The organism is Streptomyces sp. NPDC005648 (assembly GCF_040605395.1).
Taxonomy (GTDB): Bacteria; Actinomycetota; Actinomycetes; order Streptomycetales; family Streptomycetaceae; genus Streptomyces.
Genome location: NZ_JBEXCS010000015.1, coordinates 70,829 through 94,274, shown reverse-complemented (window position 1 = coordinate 94,274; position 23,446 = coordinate 70,829). Strand labels below are relative to the sequence as shown.

Here is a 23,446-nt window from a genome sequence, read left to right as displayed (position 1 = left end):
TCGTCGGTCAGCGGTCCGGGTGGCGTTTTCACAGGGCGCTCCACTGGAGCGTGTCGTTGACGAGTCGGGCCACGTCGGAGAGCAGGGTCAGCCTGGCCGCGCGGACCTCCAGGTCCGGGTCCATGACCAGTACGCCCTCGAAGAACGCGTCGATCGCCGTGACCAGCGGGGCGGATGCCTGCACCAGCGCGGTGAGGTCGTCCTCCTGGCCCTGGAGGGTCTGGCGGACGGAGTCGGTGGCCTCGGCGAGGGCCAGTTCGGCGGGGGCCGTGAGGAGGGTGCGGTCGGCGTCCTTCGCCGGTTCCTCCGGGAGGATCCGCACCACCCGCTGCAGGGCCGCCACCAGGGCCGTGAACTCCTCGGAGTCCACGTGCCGTTCGAGCGCCGCCAGGACGCGGTCGCCCTGTGCCGGGCGGTCCGCCCACACCCGTACGGCCTGCACCAGTCGGTGTTCGTGGCCCGCGTCCACCAGCTGCTGCTCATAGCGGCGGGCGATCAGCTCGGCGGCCTCGGTGAGGCGTTCTGCCGGGACCTCGATGCCCTGGGCCGCGTAGCGGGCGGCCGCCGCGCGCAGGCCGTCGGTCACCGCGAGGCCGGCGGTCGCGGGCGCCGCGCGCAGAACGTTGACGAGGCCGATGGCGGCCCTGCGCACCCCGTACGGGTCGGAGCTTCCCGTCGGCACGGCGCCGATCACGAACATGCCCGTGACCAGGTCGAACCGGTCCGCGAGGGAGAGGATCGCGCCCGCCTCGGACGTGGGCAGCGCGCCGCCCGCAGCCCGTGGCATCTCCATCTCGGCCAGCGCGCGGGCCACCGCCTCCGGTTCACCGGCGCGACGGGCGTACTCCTCCGCCATCACCCCCGCGAGCCCGGAGAACTCGACGACCATCTGCGAGGCCAGATCGAACTTCGCCAGTTCACCGGCCCGGCGGACGGTGGCCAGGGTGTCCTCCGGCAGTCCTGCGGCGGAGGCGAGTTCGAGGGCGAGTGCCGCGATGCGGGTGGCGCGGTCCGCCACCGTGCCCAGCCGGTCCTCGAAGGTCAGCTGGTCGAGCCGTCCCCGGAACTCGGCCGGCGCCACCTTCAGATCGGCCCGCCAGAAGAAGGCCGCGTCCTCGTAACGCGCCCGCAGCACCGCCTCGTTGCCCGCCCGCACCACGTCGTCGTCGCAGGCGCCGTTGGCGAAGGTGATGAAGTACGGCATCAGACGGTCGTCCGCCGCCAGCACCGGCAGATAGCGCTGGTGCTTGCGCATGACCGTGGTCAGGACGCTCGCGGGCAGATCGAGATAGCGCTCCTCGAAGGAGCCGAGGACCGGGTGCGGGAACTCCAGGATGTCGGTGATCTCGTCGATCAGCCCGGCCTGGGCCTCGGCGTCGATACGGCCCCCGGCCTCGACGGCCAGCCGTTCCGCGCCGCGTACGACGGCGTCGAGGCGGACCTCCCGCTCCAGCACGATGCCGTGCATCCGCAGGAAGTGGGAGTAGCCCTCCGCCGTCGTCACCTGGACCACCGGGTCGGCCGCGGTGCGGTGGACGCGGGTGGTGGTGCCGGAGACGAGCGCGGAGACCGTCACGGGGAGCGGGGTGCGGCCCAGCAGGGCGAGCAGCCAGCGGACCGGGCGGGAGAAGGAGAGGTTCGGGTCGCTCCAGCGCATGTTGCGGGAGGCCCGCAGCCCGGAGACCACCTCCGAGAGCAGGTCGCTGAGCACCTCGGGCGCCGGGCGGCCCGGCTCCTCGCGGGTGACCGCCACGTACTCGACGCCCTTGACCTGGACGGTCCGTACGGCCTCCGGCTGGACGCCCTGGCTGCGGGCGAAGCCCAGCAGGGCCTGCGTCGGAGCGCCCTCCTTGTAGGCGGCGGCCGCCTTCGGGCCCCGTACCGTCTTCTCGGTGTCCGCCTCGCGCGGTTGCACCGCCTCGACCGTGACGACGACCCGGCGCGGGGTGGCCATCACGGTGATGTTCCCGTGCTTGAGGCGGGTGGCGGCGAGCTTGCCGGTGATCGACTCCCGTACCGCCTCGGTAGTGGTGACCACGTCGGCGTACGGAAGTTCCTCCAGGCCGATCTCGAACAGCAGTGTCTCGGGGCGGGACATGGCCGGCAGCGCGGCCCGCACCGCCGGGGCCGGGTCCGGGGTCACGCCGAGCGGGTGGCCGAGGTCCGTGCGGCGCTGTGCCCACAGCTTGGCCGACTCATGGGTGAGACCGCGCATCAGGGAGAACGACTTGGCGCGCTCGGTGGTGCTGATCGCTCCGCGCGCGTCCAGCACGTTGAAGGTGTGGCTGCACTTGAGGACGTAGAGGTAGGCCGGGACCGGGAGTTCGAGGTCCAGCAGGCGCCGCGCCTCGGCCGCGTACGCCTCGAAGAGCCGGTGGTTGGTGTCCACGTCGGCGTCGTCGAGGTAGTAGCGGCTCATCTCGTACTCGTTCTGGCCGAACACCTCGCCGTAGGTGATGCCGGGCGCGTAGACGATGTCCTTGAAGTGGGAGACGCCCTGGAGGTTCATCAGGATGCGTTCGAGGCCGTAGGTGATCTCGACCGACACCGGGTTCAGGGAGACGCCGCCGACCTGCTGGAAGTAGGTGAACTGGGTGATCTCCATGCCGTCCAGCCACACCTCCCAGCCCAGGCCCCAGGCGCCGAGCGCGGGCGAGGCCCAGTTGTCCTCGACGAACCGGATGTCGTGCGCGGTCAGGTCGACCCCGAGGGCCCGGAGGCTGCCGAGGTACAGCTCCTGCGGGTTGCCCGGGTCCGGCTTGAGGATCACCTGGAACTGGGTGTGCGTCTGCAGGCGGTTCGGGTTCTCGCCGTAGCGGGAGTCGTCGGGCCGCACGCTGGGCTCGACGTAGGCCACGCTCCACGGCTCGGGGCCGATCACCCTGAGGGCCGTGGAGGGGTTCGCCGTACCCGCGCCGACCTCCGTGTTCAACGGCTGCGTGATCATGCAGCCGTTGGCGCTCCAGTAGTTCTGGAGCGTGAGGATGGCGTCCTGCATGGTCAACGGGGTCTGGCCGGTCGTCATGGGGCGTCATGATGTCATAGCGCCGACTTCCGTGACCTGGCGTTTCTCGCCGTGGACAGCTCTGTACAAAGGCGCATCACTGTACAAAGGCGCGTCAGTTGTTCCAGCTCTCGTCGTACGGGTCCTTCGGCGTCGGCACCGGGGAGGCGGACGTCACCTGGAAGTACGGGATGGGGCCGTTGTTGACCGGGTCCTTGGTCCGCCGGGCGGTGTAGGTCCCGGTGACCTCAAGCCACTTGTCGGGCTCCAGGACGGGCGGGATCTTGCCGGTGAGCGCGATCTTGACCGGCTGGGCGTCCGCCGCACAGCAGTTGAGCGCCATGCGGACCAGGTACGGGGCGCCCGCGCGGTCGAGGGCGACGAAGCCGGTGATCCTGATCGGACGGCCCGCTATGGAGCGGCCGTGGTCGTAGACGGCCCGGGTCGCGTAGTCGACCACGTTCAGATCGAGGGGACCGCGGGCCGGCAGCTTGTTGTAGCCGTACGGCTGCTGCAGGGCCGTACCGGTCCGCATCGCGCTGTACGAGCCGAGGGCGGGCGGGGCGACGAGGATCAGGGCGAGGAGGGGGAGGACGAGGAGCCAGGAGATACGGGGTTCACGGTGGACATGCCCGTGTTCGTCCCCGTGGACGTGCCCCTCCCCATGATCCTGAGCCTGTCCATGGTCCTGGGCCCCTCCGTGGTCATGCCCCCCTCCATGAGCAAGGTCCGCGGCATCCGCGTTCCTGCGGCCTCGCCACTCGTACCAGACCGTCGTCAGTGCCGTCACGATCAGTACCGCGCCGGAGGCCAGCAGCAGCGGCTGCAGTCCGGCCTTGACGTAGCGCAGATAGAGGTTGGTGAAACCGGCGTGCAGCAGGGCCGCGCCGGTGAGGAACAGGATCGCCGCCTGGGCCTGCCGGTTCACAGGAGCACCGCCCCGGTCAGGACCGCGCCCGCGATGGCGAGGCAGAAGGTGGCGGGAGCGAAGCGCAGGGCGAAGCCGCGGCCGAAGGTGCCGGCCTGCATCGCGAACAGCTTGAGGTCGATCATCGGGCCCACCACCAGGAACGCCAGCTTGGCCGTCAGCGAGAACTGGGTCAGGGACGCCGCCACGAACGCGTCCGCCTCCGAGCAGATCGACAGCAGGACCGCCAGGACGGCGAGCGCCAGGATCGCCACCAGCGGGTTCTGCGCCGCCGTACGCAGCCAGCTCGCCGGGGCCACGGCCTTGAGCGTCGCGGCGGCCATCGCGCCCACCACCAGGAAACCGCCCGCGTGCATCACGTCGTGCCGCACCGAGTTCCAGAAGGCGGCGCCCTTGCTGGGGCCCTCGTAGTGGGAGCGTTCCGGTGTGCGCAGCCAGTCCGTGCGGCCGAGGCGCTGCCACAGCCAGCCCATCACGCACGACACGAGCAGACTGGCGACGAAACGGCCCACGACCATCTCGGGGTTGCGGGGGAAGGCCACCGCGGTCGCCGTCAGCACGATCGGGTTGATCGCCGGGGCGGACAGAAGGAAGGCGAGGGCCGCCGCGGGGGTCACGCCCCGGCGTACCAACGCCCCGGCCACCGGCACCGACGCGCACTCGCAGCCCGGCAGCATCGCGCCCGCCATCCCGGCGACCGGCACCGCGAGGGCGGGCCGGCTGGGCAGGGCGCGCGCGAAGAACGCCGGCGGCACGAACACCGCGATCGCCGCCGAGAGCAGGACGCCGAGCACCAGGAAGGGCAGCGCCTGCACCAGCACCGCCACGAAGACCGTCATCCAGCTCTGCATCACGGGCGCGGAGAGGGCGCCGCGGATGGGGCCCTGCAGCAGCACGAGCAGAAGCAGCACCATGGTCAGGACGAGAGAGGACCGCGACTCCTTGGAGTCCGCCGAACCCTTGGTCTCCACCGAGTTGCTGGTCTCCGGTGGGTCCGTGGCTTTCGGTGGGGCCGGAATTTCGTGGGCGGTCCGAGGGGGCTCGGGGGGCTTCGGTCCCGGCGCGGTGCGCACCGGCTCATGGCGGTCCGCCCCCGTGGGGGCCGGCTTGGTGATGGCCACAGGCTCGGTACCTCCGGTGGTGCGCTGTGTCGGGGCGCTGCTGTCCCTTCCCGTCCGTACGACGGGCCGCCCGGGGATGTTCAGGACCATACGGTTTCTTTGCTGGAACCACCCGTCCCGGTGAGGCAGTCTGTCCCCTCGTGGGGAGCGTTCCGAATCAGGGTCAGCCGGACGGTGCGGCGGGGTACGCGCACATGGTCGTGTGCGGGGACGACGGGCTGGCGCACCGTCTCGCCGCCGAACTGCGCGGTGTCTACGGCGAACAGGTCACCCTCGTCGTACCGCCCTCCGAGCGCAACGTCCGCCTCCCGGTGGTGGGCCGGGCCCGCGCGACCACGACGGCACTGCTCGACCGGGTGACCGCGGCCGTGGGCCGGGCCGGCGGCAACGGCGCCGAACCCGTCGGCACCCAGCAGATCATCGAGGCCGCCGAGGCGACCGACGCCGTCCTCTCCGACGCCGGTGTGGAACGCGCCGCCGCCCTCGCCCTCGTCTATGACGACGACGAGACCAACATCCGCGCCGCTCTCACCGCCCGCCGCCTCAACCCCCGGCTCCGCCTCGTCCTGCGCCTGTACAACCGCCGCCTGGGCCAGCACATCGAGGAACTCCTCGACCAGGCGGCCACGTTGGCCGCGGGCGGCGGCGACGGCTTCGACGCGTCCACGACCGTGCTGTCCGACGCCGACACGGCAGCGCCGGCACTGGTGGCCACCGCCGTCGCCGGCACCAGCAAGGTCGTGCAGACCGACGGGCTGCTGCTGCGCGCGGTGGAGCGCACACCGCGTCCCGGACAGGTGGCCCAGCCGGGCCTCGCCACCCTCGCGGTCCTCTCCAGCAACGACCCGCCCGGCACTGTGGACCCGGAACTCGCCGAGGAGCAGGGGCCGTCGCTGCTCCCCGACGCGGAGACGGTACGCGGCGCCACCGGACGCGGGACCGTCGTGCTGGAACAGGTCTCCTACACCGGCCCCGCCCTGCCGCCCGCGCGCGGCGCCGTACCGTTCGCCTCGCTGTTCTCGCGACGGCTGCGGTGGTCGCTGGCGGGCATGGTGGCGTGTGTGGTCGCGCTGGCCGTCGCGCTGTCGGCGGTGGCGGACATCCATCCGCTGAAGGCCTTCTATCTGACGCTGCTGGACCTCTTCGCGATCGACGACCCGGCCATCGGGCAGCCCATCGGCCGCCAGATCCTCCAACTCCTGTCCGGACTGGTCGGGTTGCTGCTGCTCCCGGTGCTGCTGGCCGCGGTGCTCGAAGCGCTCGGCACCTTCCGCACCGCGTCCGCGCTGCGGAAACCGCCTCGGGGGCTGGGCGGGCATGTGGTCCTCCTGGGGCTCGGCAAGATCGGCACCCGGGTGCTGACCCGGCTGCGGGAACTGGACATTCCGGTGGTGTGCGTCGAGTCCGACCCCGACGCCCGAGGGCTGGCCACCGCCCGACGGCTGCGGGTGCCGGTCGTCCTCGGTGACGTCACCGAGGAGGGTGTCCTGGAGGCCGCCAAGATCCACCGCGCCTACGCGCTGCTGGCGGTGACCAGCGCCGACACGACGAATCTGGAGGCCGTGCTGTACGCCCGTGCCGTGCGGCCGGATCTACGGGTGGTGCTGCGGCTGTACGACGACGACTTCGCGACCGCCGTGTACCGCACGCTGCGCGCCGCCCATCCGCGGGCGTCCACCCGGTCCCGGAGTGTGTCCCATCTGGCGGCTCCCGCCTTCGCCGGGGCGATGATGGGGCGGCAGATCCTGGGGGCGATCCCGGTCGAGCGGCGGGTGCTGCTGTTCGCGGCGGTGGATGTGGGCGGGCATCCGCAGCTGGAGGGGAAGACGGTCGCGCAGACGTTCCGGGCGGGCGCGTGGCGGGTGCTGGCGCTGGACCGGTCGGCCGGGGCGGCGGGGTCGGCCGGGTCGACCGGGCGGGATCGTCAGGAGACGGCCACGGAGGAGGCGTACGAGGACGGGGGGCGGGCGGGGTTGGTGTGGGACCTGGATTCCTCCTATGTGTTGAAGGGGACGGACCGGGTGGTCCTGGCCGCGACGAGGCGTGGGCTGGCCGAACTGCTGGGGCGCCGTCCCTCGCAGCAGACGCTGCGAGGGGCTGCCGCCCCCAGCCCCCCGCATCGGCCCTGAACGGGCGCCGAGAACGGACCGTCGTCAGCCCAAATGCCGCTCCGCGAACTCCAGTTCCAGCCGTACCTGCTTGATCCGCTCGTCCACCACCAGCGATCCGTGACCGGCGTCGTAGCGGTACACCTCGTGGACGGCGCCTCTGTCCTTCAGCCGCTCCACGTAGTTCTCGATCTGGCGGATCGGGCAGCGCGGGTCGTTGACGCCGGCCGAGATGTAGACCGGGGCCTTGACCTTGTCGACGTAGGTCAGCGGCGAGGACGCCTCGAAGCGGTCGGGGACCTCCTCGGGGGTACCGCCCAGCAGCGTGCGGTCCATGGCCTTCAGCGCTTCCATCTCGTCGTGGTACGCCGTGACGTAGTCGGCGACCGGAACCGCCGCGATGCCCAGGGTCCACGCGTCCGGCTGGGTGCCGAGGCCGAGGAGGGTGAGGTAGCCGCCCCAGGAACCGCCGGTCAGGACCAGGCGGTCGGGGTCGGCCAGGCCCGAGTCCACCGCCCAGGCGCGGACCGCCTCGATGTCCTCCAGCTCGATCAGGCCGACCCGGTGCTTCAGGGCGTCCGTCCAGGCACGGCCGTATCCCGTCGAGCCGCGGTAGTTGACGCGGACCACCGCGTACCCGTGGTCGACCCAGGCGGCGGGGCCGGCCGCGAAGGCGTCGCTGTCGTGCCAGGTCGGGCCGCCGTGGATGTCGAAGACCGTGGGCAGGGGGCCGCTCGCGCCCGCCGGCTTCTGCACCAGGGCGTGGATACGGCCGCCCGGCCCCTCCACCCACACGTCCTCCACCGGCACCGAGCCCGGGGACTTCAGGCCGGGCGGGTCCAGGACGACCTCTCCGGTCGTCGAGCGCACCGCGGACGGCTCGGCGGCCGACGACCACAGGTACTCCACGCTGCCGTCGGGGCGGGCCGTGGCGCCGGAGACCGAACCGGGCGGGGTCGGCACCCGCTCCAGCGCGCCGCTCGCGAGGTCGTAGCGGAAGAGTTCGCTGCGGGCCTCGAAGCTGTGCACGACCAGGAGGCCGGTGCCGTCCGGGTACCACTCGGCGCTGACGTCTCCGGGCAGGTCGAGGGCGAGGTCGCTCTCCGCGCCGCTCGCCACGTCCCACACCAGCGGCTCCCAGCGCCCCCGGCGCTGGTGGCCGACGAGCAGCCGGGTGTCGCCGTCGACCGGTGCGAAGCCCAGCACCTCCAGGCCCAGCTCCTCGGTACCGCCCTTGGTGTCGTCGAGTTCGGCGACCGCGGTGCCGTCGGGGCGCAGGACGCGCAGCGCGGAGTGCATCGCGTCGCCGTGCTCGGTGTGCTCGACGGCGATCAGGGAGCCGTCGTGCGAGAGGTCTCCGACGCCGGCCGACTCGCGGTGCCGGTAGATCTCCACCGGGTCCTCGCCGGCGCGGACGAGGTGGATCGTCGTACCGTCCTCGTCGGTCGAGCGGCCGACGATCGCCGTGGAGCCGTCGCGGCCGATGGCAAGGCCCGCGGGGTAGGAGGCGTCCAGGCCCGGGGCGGCGAGGTCGTCCGGTCCGCCCTCGAAGCGCTGTCTGCGCCAGACGCCGAACTCGTCGCCGTCCTTGTCGTCGAACCACCAGATCCACGCGCCGTCCGGGGAGAGCACGCCGTCGGTCGTGCCGTTGGGCCGGTCCGTCACCTGCCGCTGTTCACCGGACGAGCGGTCCCAGGCATACAACTCGTACGTCCCCGTCGCGTTCGACACGAACAGGGAGCGGTCGGGGGCGTCCTCGGCCCAGTCGGGCAGGGACACCCGGGGCGCCCTGAAGCGCTTCTCCCAGTCCGGCATCTCTTCGTTCCGCTTGGGGGCGGCGGACCCGTTGCTCTCAGTCATGACCCCATACTGCCCGCCCTCACGGACAATGCGCTGGCGAGGTCCTCAGCCTGTGGATAACTTCTACCGGGGATTTACCGAACACACGTCCAGGCAGTCCGGGGACGGGGGAGATTCCAGGTCAGGGCCGATTGTCAGTGGCGGGGTGCAGACTCGTCGGCATGAGCGATCTACGCAGGACCGTCGAGAGGTTCTGGGCCGCCGCCGAGGCCCGGGACTGGGACACGTTCGCCGACACCCTGGCCGAGGACGTCCTCTACACGCTCCCGCAGACCCGCGAGCGCATCAGCGGCCGGGTGCGGTACGTCCAGTTCAACCGGGAGTACCCCGGCGACTGGCATCTGCGGACGGAGCGGCTGGTCGCCGAGCCGGGACAGGTGGTCAGCTGGGTGCACTTCAAGGTCGGGCTGGAGGAGATGTACGGCATCTCCTTCTTCACCGGGGACGAGGAGGGCCGTATATCCGCCGTCACCGATTTCTGGCCCGAGCCCTACGAGCCCCCGGCCGGCCGGGACCATCTCACCGAGCGGTACTGAACCCCCGCGGCCCGGCCCGCCGCGGCGGCCCCGTACCGTGGATGGCGTGTACCGGTTTCTGCTGACGCCCCGTTGGTGGGGGATCAACGTCTTCGTGCTGCTCGCCATCCCGTTCTGCCTCTTCATGGGGTCATGGCAGCTGAGCCGCTTCGAGGGCCGGGTGCAGGACCATCGGGACGCGACCCAGCAGGTCGCCGAGAGCAAGCACGAGGCGGCCCGGCCGCTGCGGGAGCTGCTGCCGGTGGACAAGGGGACGTCCGGCAAGCAGGTCACCGCGACCGGCCGGTACGGCAAGCAGCTGCTCGTGCCGGACCGCACGCTCGACGGCAGGAACGGCTTCTACGTCCTGACGCTGCTGCGCACCGACGGCGGCGAGGCGCTGCCCGTGGTGCGGGGCTGGCTGCCCGGCGCGGCGGATGCCGCCAGGGCGCCCGCCGCGCCGGCCGGCGAGGTCACCGTCACCGGCGCGCTGCAGGCGTCCGAGACACCGGGTGACAACGGGGTGAGCGCCCAGGGCGGTCTCCCGGCCGGCCAGACGGCGGCGATCAGCTCGGCGTCGCTGGTGAACCTCGTGCCGTACGACGTGTACGACGCGTGGGTCACCTTGGACAAGGCGGACGCCGGGATGACGGCCGTGCCGGCTACGGCACCGGCCGACTCCGGTCTCGATCTGAAGGCGTTCCAGAACCTCGGCTACACCGGTGAGTGGTTCGTCTTCGCCGGCTTCGTGGTCTTCATGTGGTTCCGACTGCTGCGCCGCGAGGTCGAGTTCGCGCGGGACGCGGAGATGGGGCTGCTGGCCGAGTCCGGTCAGGAACCGGCCAGCACCCCGGTGTAGTAGACGACCCCGGCACACGCGTTGGACACCGTCGCCGAGACCGTCGGCGACCCCGCCTCCGTGGTGTGGGACACGATCACGCTGCCGTCCGCCGTGCCGCCGTCCTCGGTGAACATCTGCGTGGTCACACCGCTGTCCGTGCCGCTGGACGTGGACCCCGTGGTGCCGGTGTCCGGCGTGGGCGTCGGTGTGGGGGTGGAGCCGCCGTCCGTCGTGCCGCCGGTCGTGCCACCGGTGGTGGGGCAGGTCTCCGAGGGCACCCAGGCGAACTTGACCTGGTAGGACGCGCCCGGCGCCAGCACCAGCGAGGCGACCTCGGTGGACGGGTCGGGCAGCGAGGCCGCCGCGTCCCCGGCCGCGTGCCGCTTGACGCTGATCTTGGTGGCGTCCGCCGCGCCCGTCGCCTGGAAGGCCACGGAGCCGGGGCCGCCGACCGTACAGGAGGTGGAGGAGACGTTGACGATGCTGAAGGTGCCGTACACCGCGCCGCCGGCGTCCGGCGAGCCCAGGGTGTCGGTCGGCGAGCCGAGCTGCGAGGCCGTACAGACGGGAGCCGCCGCGAGGGTGGACGCGGAGTCGGTGCCGGTGCCGCCGGCCGTCGACGCGCCGCCGTTCTTCCCCTTGCCGTCCCCCTTGCCGCCGGCCTTGTCGGTGGCCTGGGACTGTCCGGAGGAGCCGCCGGCAGTGGACTCACTGCCGTCGGCGTTTTTTCCCTGGCTCGCCCCGCCCTGGGCCTGGGAGGCCTGCCCCGCCATCGACGGGTTGACGTCGGAGCCGGTGGAGTTGGAGACATGCACGAGGGCCGGCACGGCGGTGCCGATGAAGAGCGCGGCGGCCGCCATGCCGACCATCGCCTGCCGTTTGCGGGCGCGTCGGGCGGGCACGGCCCGCCGCAGGTGGTCCAGCGTGCCGTCGCGCGGCTCGACCGTCTGCACCGCCTGGTGCAGCATCCTGCGCAGGGCTTGCTCGTCCGAGTCGAACCCGCCGGGGTTCTGGTCGTCGAGGCCGTGGTTCACAGTTCCGTTCCCAGCGTGCGATTGCGTGTGGTCTTGCTCTTGCGGTCCAGTCGGCTCCCGCCAGGCGAACGGCTCATGGCGGTCGTGGGAGTCGGGTCCCTGGGCGTCCCGGTTCATGCCGGCGTCTCCATCGCGATCCGGAGGGCGGCGATCCCGCGGGAGCCGTACGCCTTCACCGAGCCCAGCGATATGCCGAGCGTCTCGGCGACCTGTGCCTCGGTCATGTCCGCGAAGTAGCGCAGGACGAGGACCTCGCGCTGGCGGCGCTGCAGGCCCTTCATCGCCTTGATGAGGGAGTCGCGCTCCAGCTGGTCGTAGGCGCCCTCCTCGGCGCTCGCCATGTCGGGCATCGGCTTGGACAGGAGCTTGAGTCCGAGGATGCGGCGGCGCAGGGCGGAGCGGGAGAGGTTGACGACCGTCTGGCGCAGATAGGCGAGCGTCTTCTCGGGGTCCCGGACACGTTTGCGCGCCGAGTGCACCCGGATGAAGGCCTCCTGGACGACGTCCTCGCAGGAGGCGGTGTCGTCGAGCAGAAGGGCGGCGAGACCCAGCAGCGAGCGGTAGTGCGCGCGGTAGGTCTCGGTGAGATGGTCGACGGTGGTGCCGGCCGCCGCGGTGTCCTCGGCGTACTCGGCCCCGTCGCGCTGATTGGGTATGCGGGCGGGCCGCGCTGCGGGCATGGGCGCGATCACCGGCATGCCGCCGGACGCGCCGGGCATGCGGGGCCGGAGCGACGGGCGGGGCCGTAGGGCCGTACCGCGGGTCGCCGCTTGGAAGTCGAGAACCTCTGCCACGCCAGTTGGACCCGCTGCCCCCCGGGAGGGTTGTACGCGCCGAGCGTCACTTTTGCGTCATGTGCCGCAAGCGGCCGTCTGATGTCAGGCAGCACAACCGACCGTGCGTCAAACGCCCTCATGCCTACCCGCTCTTCCCCTGTGTCCCGAATGGACGAGATGTCCCCACATCTCGTATCGCATCCCCGCACGCCCCCTGAAGCGCGTTCGCAAAGACGCTCCCCGCCCTGTACGCGGTTGCGCAGGACGGGGAGGAAAATCTTCGGACGCGAGGGGTGTCCGCAGCAAGTGGTCCGGACCATCGACCGGCTCACATTTCGTTGACCGATCTTACAAACTCGGCCGGTTCAGCGGCCCGCGAGTTCCGCCGCGACCAGTTCCGCGATCTGCGCGGTGTTCAGGGCCGCCCCCTTGCGGAGGTTGTCGCCGCAGACGAAGAGTTCGAGCGCGGTCGGATCATCGAGCGCCCGCCGCACCCGGCCCACCCAGGTCGGATCGGTGCCCACGACATCGGCCGGGGTGGGGAACTCCCCGGCCTCCGGATCGTCGAAGAGGACGACACCGGGCGCGGTGGCCAGGATCTCGCGCGCCTTGCCGACGGTGACCTCGCCCTCGAAGCGGGCGTGGACGGTCAGCGAGTGCACGGTGACGACCGGCACCCGGACACAGGTGACAGCGACGGGCAGTCCGGGCAGCCCGAGGATCTTGCGGGACTCGTCCCGCACCTTCATCTCCTCCGACGACCACCCGTCCGCCCGCGGAGAACCGGCCCACGGTACGACGTTCAGCGCGACCGGCTCCGGGAAGGGCCCGGTGTTGTCGCCGACGGCCCGCCGTACGTCACCGGGCTGTGTCCCGAGTTCGGTGCCCGCCACCAGCGACAGCTGCTGCCGCAGCGTCTCGACCCCGGCGCGCCCGGCCCCGCTCACCGCCTGGTACGAGGAGACGACCAGCTCACGCAGCCCGAACTCGGCGTGCAGCGCGCCCAGCGCCACGATCATGGACAGGGTCGTGCAGTTCGGGTTGGCGATGATCCCGCGCGGCCGGCGCCGGGCGCAGTGCGGATTGACCTCGGGGACGACCAGCGGCACCTCCGGGTCCATCCGGAAGGCGCCGGAGTTGTCGACCACGACCGCGCCCCTGGCTGCGGCGACGGGCGCCCAGTGCGCGGCCACCTCGTCGGGTACGTCGAACATGGCGACGTCGATCCCGTCGAAGGCCTCCTCCGACAGGGCCACCACCTCGACCGCCTCGCCGCGCACGGTCAGCTTGCGGCCGGCCGAGCGCGGGGAGGCGATCAGACGGATCTCGCCCCAGATGTCCGCGTGCTGGGACAGGATCTGGAGCATGACCGTGCCGACGGCTCCGGTCGCGCCCACGACCGCGAGCGTCGGCCGTCCGGCCCCGGACCCCGTCCCGGCCATCAGCGTCCCGTGCCCCCGTAGACGACGGCCTCGTCACTGTCGGAGTCCAGACCGAAGGCGCTGTGCACGGCGCGCACGGCGTCCGGCACGTCGTCGGCGCGGGTGACGACCGAGATACGGATCTCGGAGGTCGAGATCAGCTCGATGTTCACGCCCGCGTCGGACAGCGCCTCGAAGAACGCGGCGGTGACGCCCGGGTTGGTCTTCATACCGGCGCCGACCAGGGAGATCTTGCCGATCTGGTCGTCGTAGCGCAGCGAGTCGAAGCCGATGCCGACCTTCGCCCGCTCCAGGGCGTCGATGGCCTTGCGGCCCTCGGTCTTGGGCAGGGTGAAGGAGATGTCGGTCAGCCCCGTGGACGCGGCCGACACGTTCTGCACGATCATGTCGATGTTGATCTCGGCGTCCGCGATCGCGCGGAAGATGACGGCGGCCTCGCCCGGCTTGTCCGGCACGCCCACGACCGTGACCTTGGCCTCGGAGGTGTCGTGCGCGACACCGGAGATGATGGCCTGCTCCACCTTCTGGTCCCCAATCGGCTCACTGCTGACCCAGGTGCCCTGCAGCCCACTGAAGCTGGAGCGGACATGGATCGGGATGTTGTAGCGGCGGGCGTACTCCACACAGCGGTGGAGCAGCACCTTGGAGCCGGAGGCCGCGAGCTCCAGCATGTCCTCGAAGGAGATCCAGTCGATCTTCTTCGCCTTCTTCACCACGCGCGGGTCGGCGGTGAACACGCCGTCCACGTCGGTGTAGATCTCGCACACCTCGGCGTCCAGCGCGGCGGCCAGCGCGACGGCGGTGGTGTCGGACCCCCCGCGGCCGAGGGTGGTGATGTCCTTCTTGTCCTGGCTGACGCCCTGGAACCCGGCGACGATCGCGATGTTGCCCTTGTCCAGCGACTCCCGGATACGGCCGGGCGTCACATCGATGATCCGGGCTTTGTTGTGGACGGAGTCGGTGATGACGCCCGCCTGGCTGCCGGTGAACGACTGGGCCTCGTGGCCCAGGTTTTTGATGGCCATGGCCAGCAGGGCCATGGAGATCCGCTCTCCGGCGGTCAGCAGCATGTCGAACTCACGGCCGGCAGGCATCGGAGAAACCTGCTCGGCGAGATCGATCAGCTCGTCCGTCGTGTCGCCCATCGCGGAGACCACGACAACCACCTGGTTGCCGTTCTTCTTGGCTTCCACGATCCGCTTGGCGACGCGCTTGATGCCCTCGGCATCGGCTACGGAGGAGCCTCCGTACTTCTGCACGACAAGGCCCACGTGCGCTCCTCGCTCAGTCCCGTATATGTCGGCTCAGTTTAACGAGCGTCCGAATTCCACCGGAGTGGAACCACATGGTGAGACCGGACGCTCCCCCACCTCCCTGCCCGCGCCGGCCCCCGCCACTCCGAAAGTGCCCCGGGTCACAGTGAAGATTGTGAATTAAGTTTCAAGCACTAATGTGCGTTGCGTGCGCGTACTCCTGGTGGAAGACGATGAACCGGTCGCCCAGTCCCTGCGCCGTGGCCTGACCCGCTACGGCTTCGAGGTCGAATGGGTCTCGACCGGCGGCGCGGCACTCGCCCACGAGGGCCCCTACGACGTCGTACTCCTCGATCTCGGTCTGCCCGACACCGACGGGCTGGACGTCTGCAAGGCGCTGCGTGAGCGGGGTGATGTGCCGATCATCGTGATCAGCGCGCGCAGCGACGAGACGGACCGGGTGGTCGGGCTCGAGCTCGGCGCGGACGACTACGTGTCCAAGCCGTTCGGGGTGCGGGAGGTGATCGCCCGGATAAGGGCGGTCATGCGGCGCGTGCGTCCTCGTACGAACCCTTCCTCCTCCTCGGGGGAGACCGCGGCGGACGAGTACGGCACCCGGCTCACCATCGACCGCAAGGCGGCCCGGGTCCGGCTCGACGGCGAGGAGGTGGCCCTCGCCCCCAAGGAGTACGACCTGCTGTCCTTCCTCACCGAGGAGCCGGGCGCGCTGATGACGCGCGAGCAGATCATGGAGGCGGTCTGGGACGCGAACTGGTTCGGGCCGACCAAGACGCTGGACGTCCATGTGGCGGCGCTGCGGCGCAAGCTCGCGGGCGCGGTCACGATCGAGGCGGTACGAGGGGTCGGGTTCCGTCTGGAGATCGTGAACGACGTGGGCGCGAGCGGGGCCTCGTGAACCGGCAGCTCATCCGGAGTTACATCCTGCTGGTCGCGGTGGCGATCTTCCTGTTCACGGTGCCGGTCGCGTTCACGCTCACCCAGCAGCTGCGGGACGACACCAAGCAGTCCGTGCTGCGCGAGGCCAACACGATGGCGCTGCTGCTGGGGGGCGGCGACCGCATCTCGTGCGGGGCGCTGACCGAAGTGGCCAGGGCCTACCGGGAGAGGACGCCCGGCTATGTCGAGGTGACCGCGACCGCCGACTGCGCCCCCGACCTGCCGCGGCCGTCCGGCGACGCGGCGCTGACCCGGGCCGTGGAGCGGAACGAGCCGACGACCGACTGGGGCTCGGACTTCATCTGGGGCAGGCATCTGACGGTGACCGTCCCCGCACAGGGGGACGCGGCCGTACGGATCGTGTACTCGACCTCGGACATGACCCGGCGGCTCTGGCAGATCTGGGGTTTCAGGGCGGGGCTCGCCGTACTGGTGCTGGGTGCCGCGGCGGCGATCGGCGCGGTCGCGGCCCGCCGTATCACCCGTCCGCTGCGCCAACTCAACGACATGGCCAGCAAGTTCAGCGACGGCGACCTGACGGCCCGTAGCCCGGTGGAGGGTCCGCCGGAGACCCAGACCCTGGCCCGCACGCTCAACCAGGCGGGCGAACGCCTCGACACCCTCATCGCCTCGCAGCGCATCTTCGTGGCCGACGCCTCGCATCAACTCCGCACACCACTCACGGCGTTGAGGCTCTCCCTGGACAACATCGCGGACGGCGTCGACGACGAGTTCGTCCGCGAGGACGTCGAGCAGGCGACGGCCGAGGTGGTGCGGATGAGCCGTCTCGTCAACGGACTTCTGGTCCTCGCCCGGGCGGAGGCGAAGGTGACGGCGGCGGAACCGCTGTCCCTCGTGGACATCGTGCGGGAGAGGCTGTCGGTGTGGAGGCCGGCCGCCGACGAGCGCGGAGTCACCATCGCGCTCAGGGGGAGTGGTGTCGACGGCCGGCCGGCTGTGCTGACCAGCCCCGGTCATCTGGAACAGGTGCTGGACAACGTGCTCTCGAACGCGCTGGAGGTCTCGCCGGACGGCGGCACGATCACCGTCCGGGTCGAAACCGTCCGGGCCGAACCCCAGGGCGAGGAAGTGGTGTTGTCGGTCCTCGACGAGGGTCCGGGCATGTCCGACGCGGAGAAGTCCCGCGCCTTCGACCGCTTCTGGCGCGGTCAGGGCCTGACCGGGCGCTCCGGTTCGGGCCTCGGCCTGGCCGTCGTCAGACAACTGGTGACGGACGACGGCGGCACGGTGGCCCTCAGGGACGCGCCCGACGGCGGTCTGTGCGTGGTCATCACCCTTCGGGCATCTTCGAGGAGTGGTGGTTGACGATCAGCCACTTCCCGCCCCGCTTCTCGTACTCGTACGTGTAGCGGGCCTTGACCACGCTCTTCTCACCGGTCTTCGGGTCGGTGAGCGTGAACTGGTAGATGCCGGTGTCGATCGCCGAGTTCTTGTCGAGCACGTTGACGATCGTGTCGATCTTCTTGCCGACCGGCTTGTTCTGCAGGAAGTGCTCGAAGTAGTCGACTATCCCGGTGTGATCGGTTCTGATCCTGTTGGAGACGGTGGGCAGCAGCACCGCGTCCTTCGCGTAGAGGTCCGCGACCTTCTCCGGGTCACCGGTCTGCAGCGCCTTGTTCCAGGTGTTGAACAGCCCGGCGATCTGCGCCTTGCTGGGCTTGCTGTCGTTGTGCTGCGGCCCGGCGGTCGCGGCGACCGTACCGACGGTACCGACGGTGAGAAGGGCGGTGGCGGTGACGAGGGCCGCGCGCTTGGTCGCGGTACGACGGGTCATCGTGGCTCCAGTTCGAGGCGGTTCCGGCTCTTTCGACTCCCCGCTGGGGGAGTGACTCCAGCCTCGCTTCTCGCTGGTTAGGGCCCGTGCAGGCGAGGTACAGCGCAGATCCAGGAGACACCCAATTCACAGGACGTGAGCGCGTGGTCACCGATCTTCTGCTGGCCGGGGCGGTGTTGCTCGGCTCGTCCGTGCAGTGGCTGACCGGCATGGGCTTCGCGCTGGTCGCCGTGCCCGCCCTGGCGCTGCTGCTGGGGCCGACGCAAGGGGTGGTCCTCGCCAACTGCGCGGCCGGGGCGATCTGTCTCCTGGGGCTCGCGGGCGGCCTGCGGAGCGTACGGCCCGCCGCGATGGTCCCCCTGTGCGTGGCCGCGGCCTGCACGGTACCGGCCGGGACCTGGCTGACCCGCCGACTCCCCGCGCCCTGGCTGCTGTTGGTCATGGGCGGTCTGGTCACCGTGGCCGTCCTGCTGGTCATGCGGGGCGCGCGGGTGACCGCGCTGCGCCACACCCGGGGCGCGATCGCGGCCGGCGCGGTGGGCGGCTTCATGAACGCCGCGGCGGGGGTGGGCGGCCCCCCGTTCTCCCTGTACGCCGTCAACGCGGGCTGGACGACCCGGGAGTTCGTCCCGAACGCGATGTTCTACGGCGTGGTGGTGAACGCCTTCTCGGTGGCGTCGAACGGGGTGCCGGAGCTGAGCGCGCGCAGGTGGGTCGCGGTGGTCGCGGCGATGGCGGCGGGCGGTGTGATCGGCCGGCAACTCGCCTCACGGATACCGGAGAGGGGGGCACGGTTGCTGGTGCTGTGGCTGGCGTTGGCGGGTGGGGTCACGGCGGTGGGGAAGGGGGTTTGGGGACTGTGAGGGCTTACCCCGCGCAGTCCCCGGATAGCTCAGTCCACGAGCCCCTTCAGTGGTCCGGTGTCGAAGGTGATGCTCACCGGGTCCGGAAGCTTGACTGTCGCTCCGAAAGGCAGCTTCTCCTCACGGCGATATCGGCCGTCCTCCGGCTGGCTGAACACGATGACAGAGCAGTCATCCCTGTCGACCAGGAGATAGACCGGGATGCCGGCAGCCGCGTAGCCCTCGGGCTTCTCCACCCGATCGCGCTGGTGGGTATCGGAATCGTGCGACGTCACCTCGACGGCCATGAGCGCGCCTGCCGCCTCGGACCAATCCCCATGGCCTGACGGGAAACCGAACGGCGCGAGAACGCCGTCTGGGCGAGCCCGTCCCTTACGGTAACGCTCGACCTTCATCCCACGGTCGCCGTACAGCCAGAGTTCGGGGCGATGCTGCATGCAAAGCCTCTGCAACCAGGCGATGATCTGGTCATGGTTGCCGTCAGTCACCGGCTTGACCTGGACCTTTCCCTTGATGAACTCCAGCCGCACGTTCTCCGGGGCATGGCGTTCCAGCTCCTCGAACTCCTCGACGGACATCTGCGGCCGGTGCTCGGTCCTGGGGGTCATGGCGTCGCCTCCTCGACTCCATGGTGCCCTGACCGGCACGTCCTGCACGCTCACAACAGCCCCGCCGCGCGGCGCAGGGCATCGACCCGCTCGGTCACGTCGATGACCTCGTCGGCGCCGGGGAGGCCTCCGGAGTCACGCGGACCTGGCAGGAACGTCTCAGGGACGGCCCCCCGCACGTACACAGGGCCCTCGGCCTCGATCTCGGCCAGGCACTCCTCGCACAGCCCGCTCACGATCCTCGTCGTCCGCTCGTCCGCGTCACACAGACCGCAGGCCATGATCACGCGGCTGACCCGGCCCCGCCGGGCGGCCTTCTGCCGGATCTTCGCCTTCGGGGGCATCTTGCTCTCCAATCGGTTACGGGCGAACCCGCCCGGGTTGGTGACGACGGGCGGGAGCCCATCGGTCAGGGCCTTCGTGAGGTCGTACGTCGTCGCACCACGCGCCAGCCATTCCGCCGCGAGGGACTCAAGGGCCCGGCAGTCGCGGTCGGACAGGGGCATACGGGCGTCGAAAGCCTGGAGTTCGGCGAGGGTGAGAAAGGCGGCGCTCGGCTGTTCCACGGAGGGTTCGTCCGGAGTCGACTCGGCAGCCGGCTGCTCCGCCACGACCTCCGCCTCCGCCACCGCCTCTTCCTCGACCCGCGCGAGCCCTGGCATGTAGCGCTCGGTCACGTCCTTGCCGTGCCGCTCCCGGGCGAAGTCGGCCCACCACTCGGCCGACCTGCTCGTACGCGACCAGTACGTGCGTGTCACCCAGCGCATTGAGTTGTCCTCGCTGGTGAGGTGCTCCTTGATCCAGCGGAGGTGGCCGGCGAGGGTGATGCGCCCCAGCGAACTGCGTACGGCCTGCTGGCCGTAGCGGGGGTGGGCGGCGGCGATCGCCTTGTAGCCCATCGCGTGGCCCTCGTCGAGATGGTCGACGAAGACGGCGATCTCACGGTCACGGGGGCTCAGATGTGCGAAGTCCGAGTCCGCGTGCGGGTCTTCGTCACCGGCAGGGCGTTTTCCGTAACCCGTTTTGGCCATCGGGTGCGACGGAGAAGGTAGGGCGGGGCTAGTCTGGTTGTAAGCCACGGTCGAAGGCTCTCGATCGTCAGGTCAGGCCCCGGAGCCGGTGTTGGCGCACCGACCGGGGCCGAACTATTTGCACGTTTGCCGCGAACCTAGAGCGACTTTACGCTCCGGCGCAACTCGATCACGGAAAGTAATACTATCGAGGCGTGCCGTCTCAACTCACGTGCAGACTCTGTTAGTTGGGTTGGATTTCAACCAACCCAGAAACCCAAAACCCAATGGAGGAGCTCGAAGCCCGAGGCTCAAGCTCCGGGCTGAACAGCGGAAACGAACGCCTTTCAGGCGTAACTCCGTGTCCGCAGTCAGGGTGTGCCGGGAGGTGACGAGGACCGCCGGCGGGACTCCCAGGGCCAGCAGCATGGGTTCGAGGGCCAGAGCCCCGCCGGAATGGTGGCCACGCCCACGACCGGCGCGTGGAACTCGGCGCCCTTGAAGTCGATGTGGTCCTTGTCGTCGCGGTCCTCGTCGTCCGACACGATGAGACGCCGTCCGGGCCTGGGAGGGGAGGCCCCCTAGTGTCCCGGCCGCATCCCCAACGGCCCCCCGATCTCCTCCGCCATCACCTGGCCCGCCTCGAACTCGAGGGTCTCGTCGCCCATGGGGGGCTGGTCCGTGTCGAGGCCGTCCAGTTCCTGGAGGGGCTGGTTGAGGCGGACGTGGATCAGGACGGACTGGAGGGCGCGCAGGGCGGCGGAGGCGGTGGGGCCCCAGTTGGAGAAGTAGGAGAACTGCCACCACCACAGGGCCTCGGTGACACGGCCGGCGCGGTAGTGGGCCATGCCGTGGCGGAGGTCGGTGATGACGTCGGAGAGGTCGTCGGAGAGACGGGCCGGGACCGGGGCCTTGCGGGGCTCGTAGGGGTCGAAGACCTCCGAGTACACGTCCACCGGGTCCAGCAGCCGCGCCAGGTTCTCGCGGAGTTCGTCCACGTCGGCGTCCGGACCCGTGTCGGGCTCGTAGCGCTCGTCGGGGACGATGTCCTCGTGCGCGCCGAGGCGGCCGCCGGCCAGCAGGAGCTGGGACACCTCCAGGAGGAGGAAGGGCACGGCCGAGTCGGGCTCGTCGCCCTTCGCCACCTCCGTGACGGCGACCAGGAAGCTCTCCACCTGGTCCGCGATCTGGACCGCGAAGTCGTCCGGGTCCTGCGTGGTGTCGTGCAGCGTGGCGTCAGACATCTAGAAGTCGTCTCCCCTCGAAGGCGCGGCCGAGGGTGACCTCGTCCGCGTATTCCAGGTCGCCACCCACCGGGAGGCCGCTGGCCAGGCGGGTGACCTTGAGGCCCATGGGTTTGATCATGCGGGCGAGGTAGGTGGCGGTGGCCTCGCCCTCCAGGTTCGGGTCCGTGGCCAGGATCAGCTCCGTGACGGTACCGTCGGCCAACCGCGCGAGAAGTTCTCGTATACGCAGATCGTCGGGTCCGACACCCTCGATCGGGCTGATGGCCCCGCCGAGGACGTGGTAGCGGCCTCTGAACTCACGGGTGCGCTCGATGGCGACCACGTCCTTCGGCTCCTCCACCACGCAGATGACGGAGAGGTCCCGGCGCGGGTCGCGGCAGATGTTGCACAGCTCCTCCTGCGCCACGTTGCCGCAGATCGCGCAGAAGCGGACCTTCGCCTTCACTTCGAGAAGTGCCTGGGCCAGCCGCCGGACGTCCGTGGGCTCCGCCTGCAGGATGTGGAAGGCGATCCGCTGGGCGCTCTTGGGACCGACGCCGGGCAGCCGCCCCAGTTCGTCGATCAGGTCCTGCACCACGCCTTCGTACAACGGACTGCCCTTTCTGGAGTCTTCCAGTACGTACGGTAGTTGGCCGCGGCCCCTCTTAGAAAGGCAGGCCCGGGTCCTAGAACGGCAGGCCCGGGATGGCGCTGCCGCCGCCCAGGCCCTGGGCCAGCGGGCCGAGCTTCTGCTGCTGGAGGGTCTGCGCGTTCTCGTTGGCGGCCTGTACGGCGGCGACGATCAGATCGGCGAGGGTCTCGACAGTCTCTTCCATGGATGCGGCGTCCGGGTCGACCGCCTTGGGGTCGATCTTCAGGGCGCGCAGTTCGCCGGAGCCGGTGACGGTCGCCTTCACCAGACCGCCGCCCGCCTGTCCGTCGACCTCGGTCTGTGCCAGTTCCTCCTGCGCCCGCTGCAGGTCCTGCTGCATCTTCTGGGCCTGCTGGAGCAGCTGCTGCATATTGGGCTGGCCACCACCGGGAATCACGATCAGCTCCTGGTCTCGTCGTTTCATCCGCTGTGCTTCATGTGTGCTTCACGCACCGCTTCCGTTGTGCACGAGCCTACGTGGTCCGTGCGGCCATCGCCCCGCCACTCTTTCGAGTGAGATCGCCGTGACTCCCATACCTGATCAAGACCCTCTTGCGGGCGGAAAAGAGGCGAAAGGCGCGCCCTCGCCACCCATTGGGCGGTAGGAAGGTCCCGCGTCGACAACGAGGCAAGATCCGTTGTCACGCAACGTGAGCGGCCGTGATCAGTAGGGAGTGCCGGGTGGGTCAGCCGGAGATGCAGCCCGAGGGTCCGCCTCAGGACGGTCGGGGCGAGGGGGCGGCCGGGGTGCGGCCGGGCGATCTGATCGGGCGTTCGTTCCCGCTCGGGGACTGGGGCGAGCCGGCCGAACGGCTGTACGACCTGTACCGGTGGGTGGAGCGTGGGGCGCTGGAGACGGCGGCCTGGTATCTCGCGGACCGGGTGTGGAAGCGGCGGGGCGCACGGGTGCTGCGGGGCGGGGCGGCGGCGGGTGCGGTGACCGGGGCCGCGCTGCCGCTGCTGGATCTGACCGGAGTGGTCGGCGGGGTCGCCGCGTGGGGGTATCTGGCGCTGCTGCTGGCGGTGGCGTGTGTGGCCGTGGACCGCTTCTTCGGGGTGACGTCCGGGTGGATAAGGGATGTGGCGACGGCGCAGGCGGTGCAGCGGCGGCTGCAGGTGTTGCAGTTCGACTGGGCGACGGAGAGCGTGCGGGAGGTGCTGGGGCCGACGGAGGGCACGGCCGGCGAGGCCGCCGAGCGGTGCCTGGCCGTGCTGCGCCGCTTCTCGGAGGACGTGACGGAGCTGGTGCGCACGGAGACGGCCGACTGGATGGTGGAGTTCCGCACGGGCTCCGCCCCGATGGGAATCCAGTCGGCGGGCACGGGCGCGGTACGCCAGGAGGCGACCGGCCCCCAGGGCCGCTTCACGGTGCCGCCGGGCACGAACGGCCGCCCGAACATGCCGAGGCAGCGGCCGCCGGAGCCGCGATGACGGGACCTGAGCCGCGGGTCCC

At 70.6% G+C, this 23,446-nt stretch carries 22 protein-coding genes; 7 read left to right on the top strand and 15 right to left on the bottom strand.

All coding sequences use genetic code 11. From position 1 onward, the window contains the following. Positions 1 to 28 precede the first annotated feature (28 nt). The 3 genes from ABZT17_RS11730 to ABZT17_RS11720 form a co-directional block, all read right to left on the bottom strand. The gene (locus tag ABZT17_RS11730; protein WP_356346901.1) at positions 29 to 3,025 is read right to left on the bottom strand and encodes a glycine--tRNA ligase; all 2,997 of its coding nucleotides are present in this window, start codon (positions 3,023 to 3,025) and stop codon (positions 29 to 31) included. Between the two features lie 94 nt (positions 3,026 to 3,119). After that, entirely contained in the window at positions 3,120 to 3,932 is an 813-nt protein-coding gene (locus ABZT17_RS11725; RefSeq protein WP_356346899.1) for a TIGR03943 family protein, read from the bottom strand. Beyond that, entirely contained in the window at positions 3,929 to 5,053 is a 1,125-nt protein-coding gene (locus ABZT17_RS11720) for a permease (protein WP_356347006.1), read from the bottom strand. The genes ABZT17_RS11725 and ABZT17_RS11720 overlap by 4 nt, the downstream gene beginning before the upstream one ends. 194 nt (positions 5,054 to 5,247) lie before the next feature. On the opposite strand from ABZT17_RS11720, the gene ABZT17_RS11715 reads away from it, so the two are divergent. After that, a complete protein-coding gene (locus ABZT17_RS11715; RefSeq protein WP_356347004.1) occupies positions 5,248 to 7,182 on the top strand; it encodes an NAD-binding protein in 1,935 nt (644 codons plus the stop codon). Between the two features lie 24 nt (positions 7,183 to 7,206). On the opposite strand, the gene ABZT17_RS11710 is transcribed toward ABZT17_RS11715, so the two are convergent. Then, entirely contained in the window at positions 7,207 to 9,021 is a 1,815-nt protein-coding gene (locus ABZT17_RS11710; RefSeq protein WP_356346897.1) for a prolyl oligopeptidase family serine peptidase, read from the bottom strand. A 161-nt stretch (positions 9,022 to 9,182) separates the two neighbouring features. Here ABZT17_RS11710 and ABZT17_RS11705 point away from each other — a divergent pair, with 161 nt between their 5' ends. Both ABZT17_RS11705 and ABZT17_RS11700 read left to right on the top strand, forming a co-directional pair. Further along, positions 9,183 to 9,557: a nuclear transport factor 2 family protein gene (locus ABZT17_RS11705; protein WP_356346895.1), complete on the top strand. Its 375-nt coding sequence runs from the start codon at positions 9,183 to 9,185 to the stop codon at positions 9,555 to 9,557. Between the two features lie 46 nt (positions 9,558 to 9,603). Then, positions 9,604 to 10,395: an SURF1 family protein gene (locus ABZT17_RS11700; RefSeq protein WP_356346893.1), complete on the top strand. Its 792-nt coding sequence runs from the start codon at positions 9,604 to 9,606 to the stop codon at positions 10,393 to 10,395. Here ABZT17_RS11700 and ABZT17_RS11695 read toward each other — a convergent pair. The 4 genes from ABZT17_RS11695 to ABZT17_RS11680 all read right to left on the bottom strand — a co-directional run bounded on the left by ABZT17_RS11695 (position 10,368) and on the right by ABZT17_RS11680 (position 14,900). After that, positions 10,368 to 11,528 (bottom strand): hypothetical protein, encoded by a 1,161-nt coding sequence (locus ABZT17_RS11695; protein ID WP_356346891.1) that lies wholly within the window; start codon positions 11,526 to 11,528, stop codon positions 10,368 to 10,370. The two genes, ABZT17_RS11700 and ABZT17_RS11695, sit on opposite strands and share 28 nt — an antisense overlap. Next, positions 11,525 to 12,205, bottom strand: coding sequence for a SigE family RNA polymerase sigma factor (locus ABZT17_RS11690; protein WP_356346889.1), 681 nt, complete (start codon positions 12,203 to 12,205; stop codon positions 11,525 to 11,527). The genes ABZT17_RS11695 and ABZT17_RS11690 overlap by 4 nt, the downstream gene beginning before the upstream one ends. A gap of 347 nt (positions 12,206 to 12,552) precedes the next feature. Beyond that, positions 12,553 to 13,629, bottom strand: a complete 1,077-nt coding sequence (locus ABZT17_RS11685) for an aspartate-semialdehyde dehydrogenase (RefSeq protein ID WP_356346887.1) — start codon at positions 13,627 to 13,629, stop codon at positions 12,553 to 12,555. Continuing rightward, positions 13,629 to 14,900 carry an aspartate kinase gene (locus ABZT17_RS11680; RefSeq protein WP_356346885.1) on the bottom strand — a complete coding sequence of 424 codons (1,272 nt, stop codon included), beginning with the start codon at positions 14,898 to 14,900 and terminating at the stop codon, positions 13,629 to 13,631. The genes ABZT17_RS11685 and ABZT17_RS11680 overlap by 1 nt, the downstream gene beginning before the upstream one ends. Before the next feature lie 190 nt (positions 14,901 to 15,090). Between ABZT17_RS11680 and ABZT17_RS11675 the strand changes: the two genes are divergently transcribed. Both ABZT17_RS11675 and ABZT17_RS11670 read left to right on the top strand, forming a co-directional pair. Beyond that, a complete protein-coding gene (locus ABZT17_RS11675) occupies positions 15,091 to 15,798 on the top strand; it encodes a response regulator transcription factor (protein WP_356346882.1) in 708 nt (235 codons plus the stop codon). Continuing rightward, a complete protein-coding gene (locus ABZT17_RS11670; protein ID WP_356346880.1) occupies positions 15,795 to 17,165 on the top strand; it encodes a HAMP domain-containing sensor histidine kinase in 1,371 nt (456 codons plus the stop codon). The genes ABZT17_RS11675 and ABZT17_RS11670 overlap by 4 nt, the downstream gene beginning before the upstream one ends. Here ABZT17_RS11670 and ABZT17_RS11665 read toward each other — a convergent pair. Next, positions 17,131 to 17,634, bottom strand: a complete 504-nt coding sequence (locus tag ABZT17_RS11665; RefSeq protein WP_356346877.1) for an SgcJ/EcaC family oxidoreductase — start codon at positions 17,632 to 17,634, stop codon at positions 17,131 to 17,133. The genes ABZT17_RS11670 and ABZT17_RS11665 overlap by 35 nt on opposite strands. 143 nt (positions 17,635 to 17,777) lie before the next feature. On the opposite strand from ABZT17_RS11665, the gene ABZT17_RS11660 reads away from it, so the two are divergent. Beyond that, on the top strand, positions 17,778 to 18,497 hold the full coding sequence (locus ABZT17_RS11660; RefSeq protein ID WP_356346874.1) for a sulfite exporter TauE/SafE family protein: 720 nt from the start codon (positions 17,778 to 17,780) through the stop codon (positions 18,495 to 18,497). Between the two features lie 29 nt (positions 18,498 to 18,526). Here the strand turns inward: ABZT17_RS11660 and ABZT17_RS11655 are convergent, their stop codons facing one another. The 6 genes from ABZT17_RS11655 to ABZT17_RS11630 all read right to left on the bottom strand — a co-directional run bounded on the left by ABZT17_RS11655 (position 18,527) and on the right by ABZT17_RS11630 (position 22,390). Further along, complete coding sequence (locus ABZT17_RS11655; RefSeq protein WP_356346871.1) at positions 18,527 to 19,105, bottom strand: Uma2 family endonuclease; 579 nt, start codon at positions 19,103 to 19,105, stop codon at positions 18,527 to 18,529. 50 nt (positions 19,106 to 19,155) lie between these two features. Next, a complete protein-coding gene (locus ABZT17_RS11650) occupies positions 19,156 to 20,136 on the bottom strand; it encodes a hypothetical protein (RefSeq protein ID WP_356346869.1) in 981 nt (326 codons plus the stop codon). A 350-nt stretch (positions 20,137 to 20,486) separates the two neighbouring features. Beyond that, entirely contained in the window at positions 20,487 to 20,660 is a 174-nt protein-coding gene (locus ABZT17_RS11645) for a hypothetical protein (protein ID WP_356346866.1), read from the bottom strand. Between the two features lie 36 nt (positions 20,661 to 20,696). After that, positions 20,697 to 21,359, bottom strand: coding sequence for a DUF5063 domain-containing protein (locus tag ABZT17_RS11640; RefSeq protein ID WP_356346863.1), 663 nt, complete (start codon positions 21,357 to 21,359; stop codon positions 20,697 to 20,699). Further along, a complete protein-coding gene (recR, locus tag ABZT17_RS11635; protein ID WP_356346860.1) occupies positions 21,352 to 21,951 on the bottom strand; it encodes a recombination mediator RecR in 600 nt (199 codons plus the stop codon). Before recR ends, ABZT17_RS11640 begins: the two co-directional genes overlap by 8 nt. Before the next feature lie 76 nt (positions 21,952 to 22,027). Continuing rightward, entirely contained in the window at positions 22,028 to 22,390 is a 363-nt protein-coding gene (locus ABZT17_RS11630) for a YbaB/EbfC family nucleoid-associated protein (RefSeq protein ID WP_356347002.1), read from the bottom strand. 284 nt (positions 22,391 to 22,674) lie between these two features. On the opposite strand from ABZT17_RS11630, the gene ABZT17_RS11625 reads away from it, so the two are divergent. Continuing rightward, positions 22,675 to 23,424, top strand: coding sequence for an SLATT domain-containing protein (locus ABZT17_RS11625; protein WP_356346857.1), 750 nt, complete (start codon positions 22,675 to 22,677; stop codon positions 23,422 to 23,424). The last annotated feature ends 22 nt before the right edge of the window (positions 23,425 to 23,446 follow it).

Excerpts from the sequence above, each read along its gene's own strand:
- ABZT17_RS11715 (WP_356347004.1), top strand. The coding sequence starts at position 5,248 with ATGGTCGTGTGCGGGGACGACGGGCTGGCGCACCGTCTCGCCGCCGAA.
- ABZT17_RS11650 (WP_356346869.1), bottom strand. The coding sequence starts at position 20,136 with ATGGCCAAAACGGGTTACGGAAAACGCCCTGCCGGTGACGAAGACCCG.
- ABZT17_RS11710 (WP_356346897.1), bottom strand. The coding sequence starts at position 9,021 with ATGACTGAGAGCAACGGGTCCGCCGCCCCCAAGCGGAACGAAGAGATG.
- ABZT17_RS11640 (WP_356346863.1), bottom strand. The coding sequence starts at position 21,359 with ATGTCTGACGCCACGCTGCACGACACCACGCAGGACCCGGACGACTTC.
- ABZT17_RS11665 (WP_356346877.1), bottom strand. The coding sequence starts at position 17,634 with ATGACCCGTCGTACCGCGACCAAGCGCGCGGCCCTCGTCACCGCCACC.
- ABZT17_RS11695 (WP_356346891.1), bottom strand. The coding sequence starts at position 11,528 with ATGAACCGGGACGCCCAGGGACCCGACTCCCACGACCGCCATGAGCCG.
- ABZT17_RS11705 (WP_356346895.1), top strand. The coding sequence starts at position 9,183 with ATGAGCGATCTACGCAGGACCGTCGAGAGGTTCTGGGCCGCCGCCGAG.
- ABZT17_RS11655 (WP_356346871.1), bottom strand. The coding sequence starts at position 19,105 with ATGACCCCCAGGACCGAGCACCGGCCGCAGATGTCCGTCGAGGAGTTC.
- ABZT17_RS11730 (WP_356346901.1), bottom strand. The coding sequence starts at position 3,025 with ATGACGACCGGCCAGACCCCGTTGACCATGCAGGACGCCATCCTCACG.
- ABZT17_RS11685 (WP_356346887.1), bottom strand. The coding sequence starts at position 13,629 with ATGGCCGGGACGGGGTCCGGGGCCGGACGGCCGACGCTCGCGGTCGTG.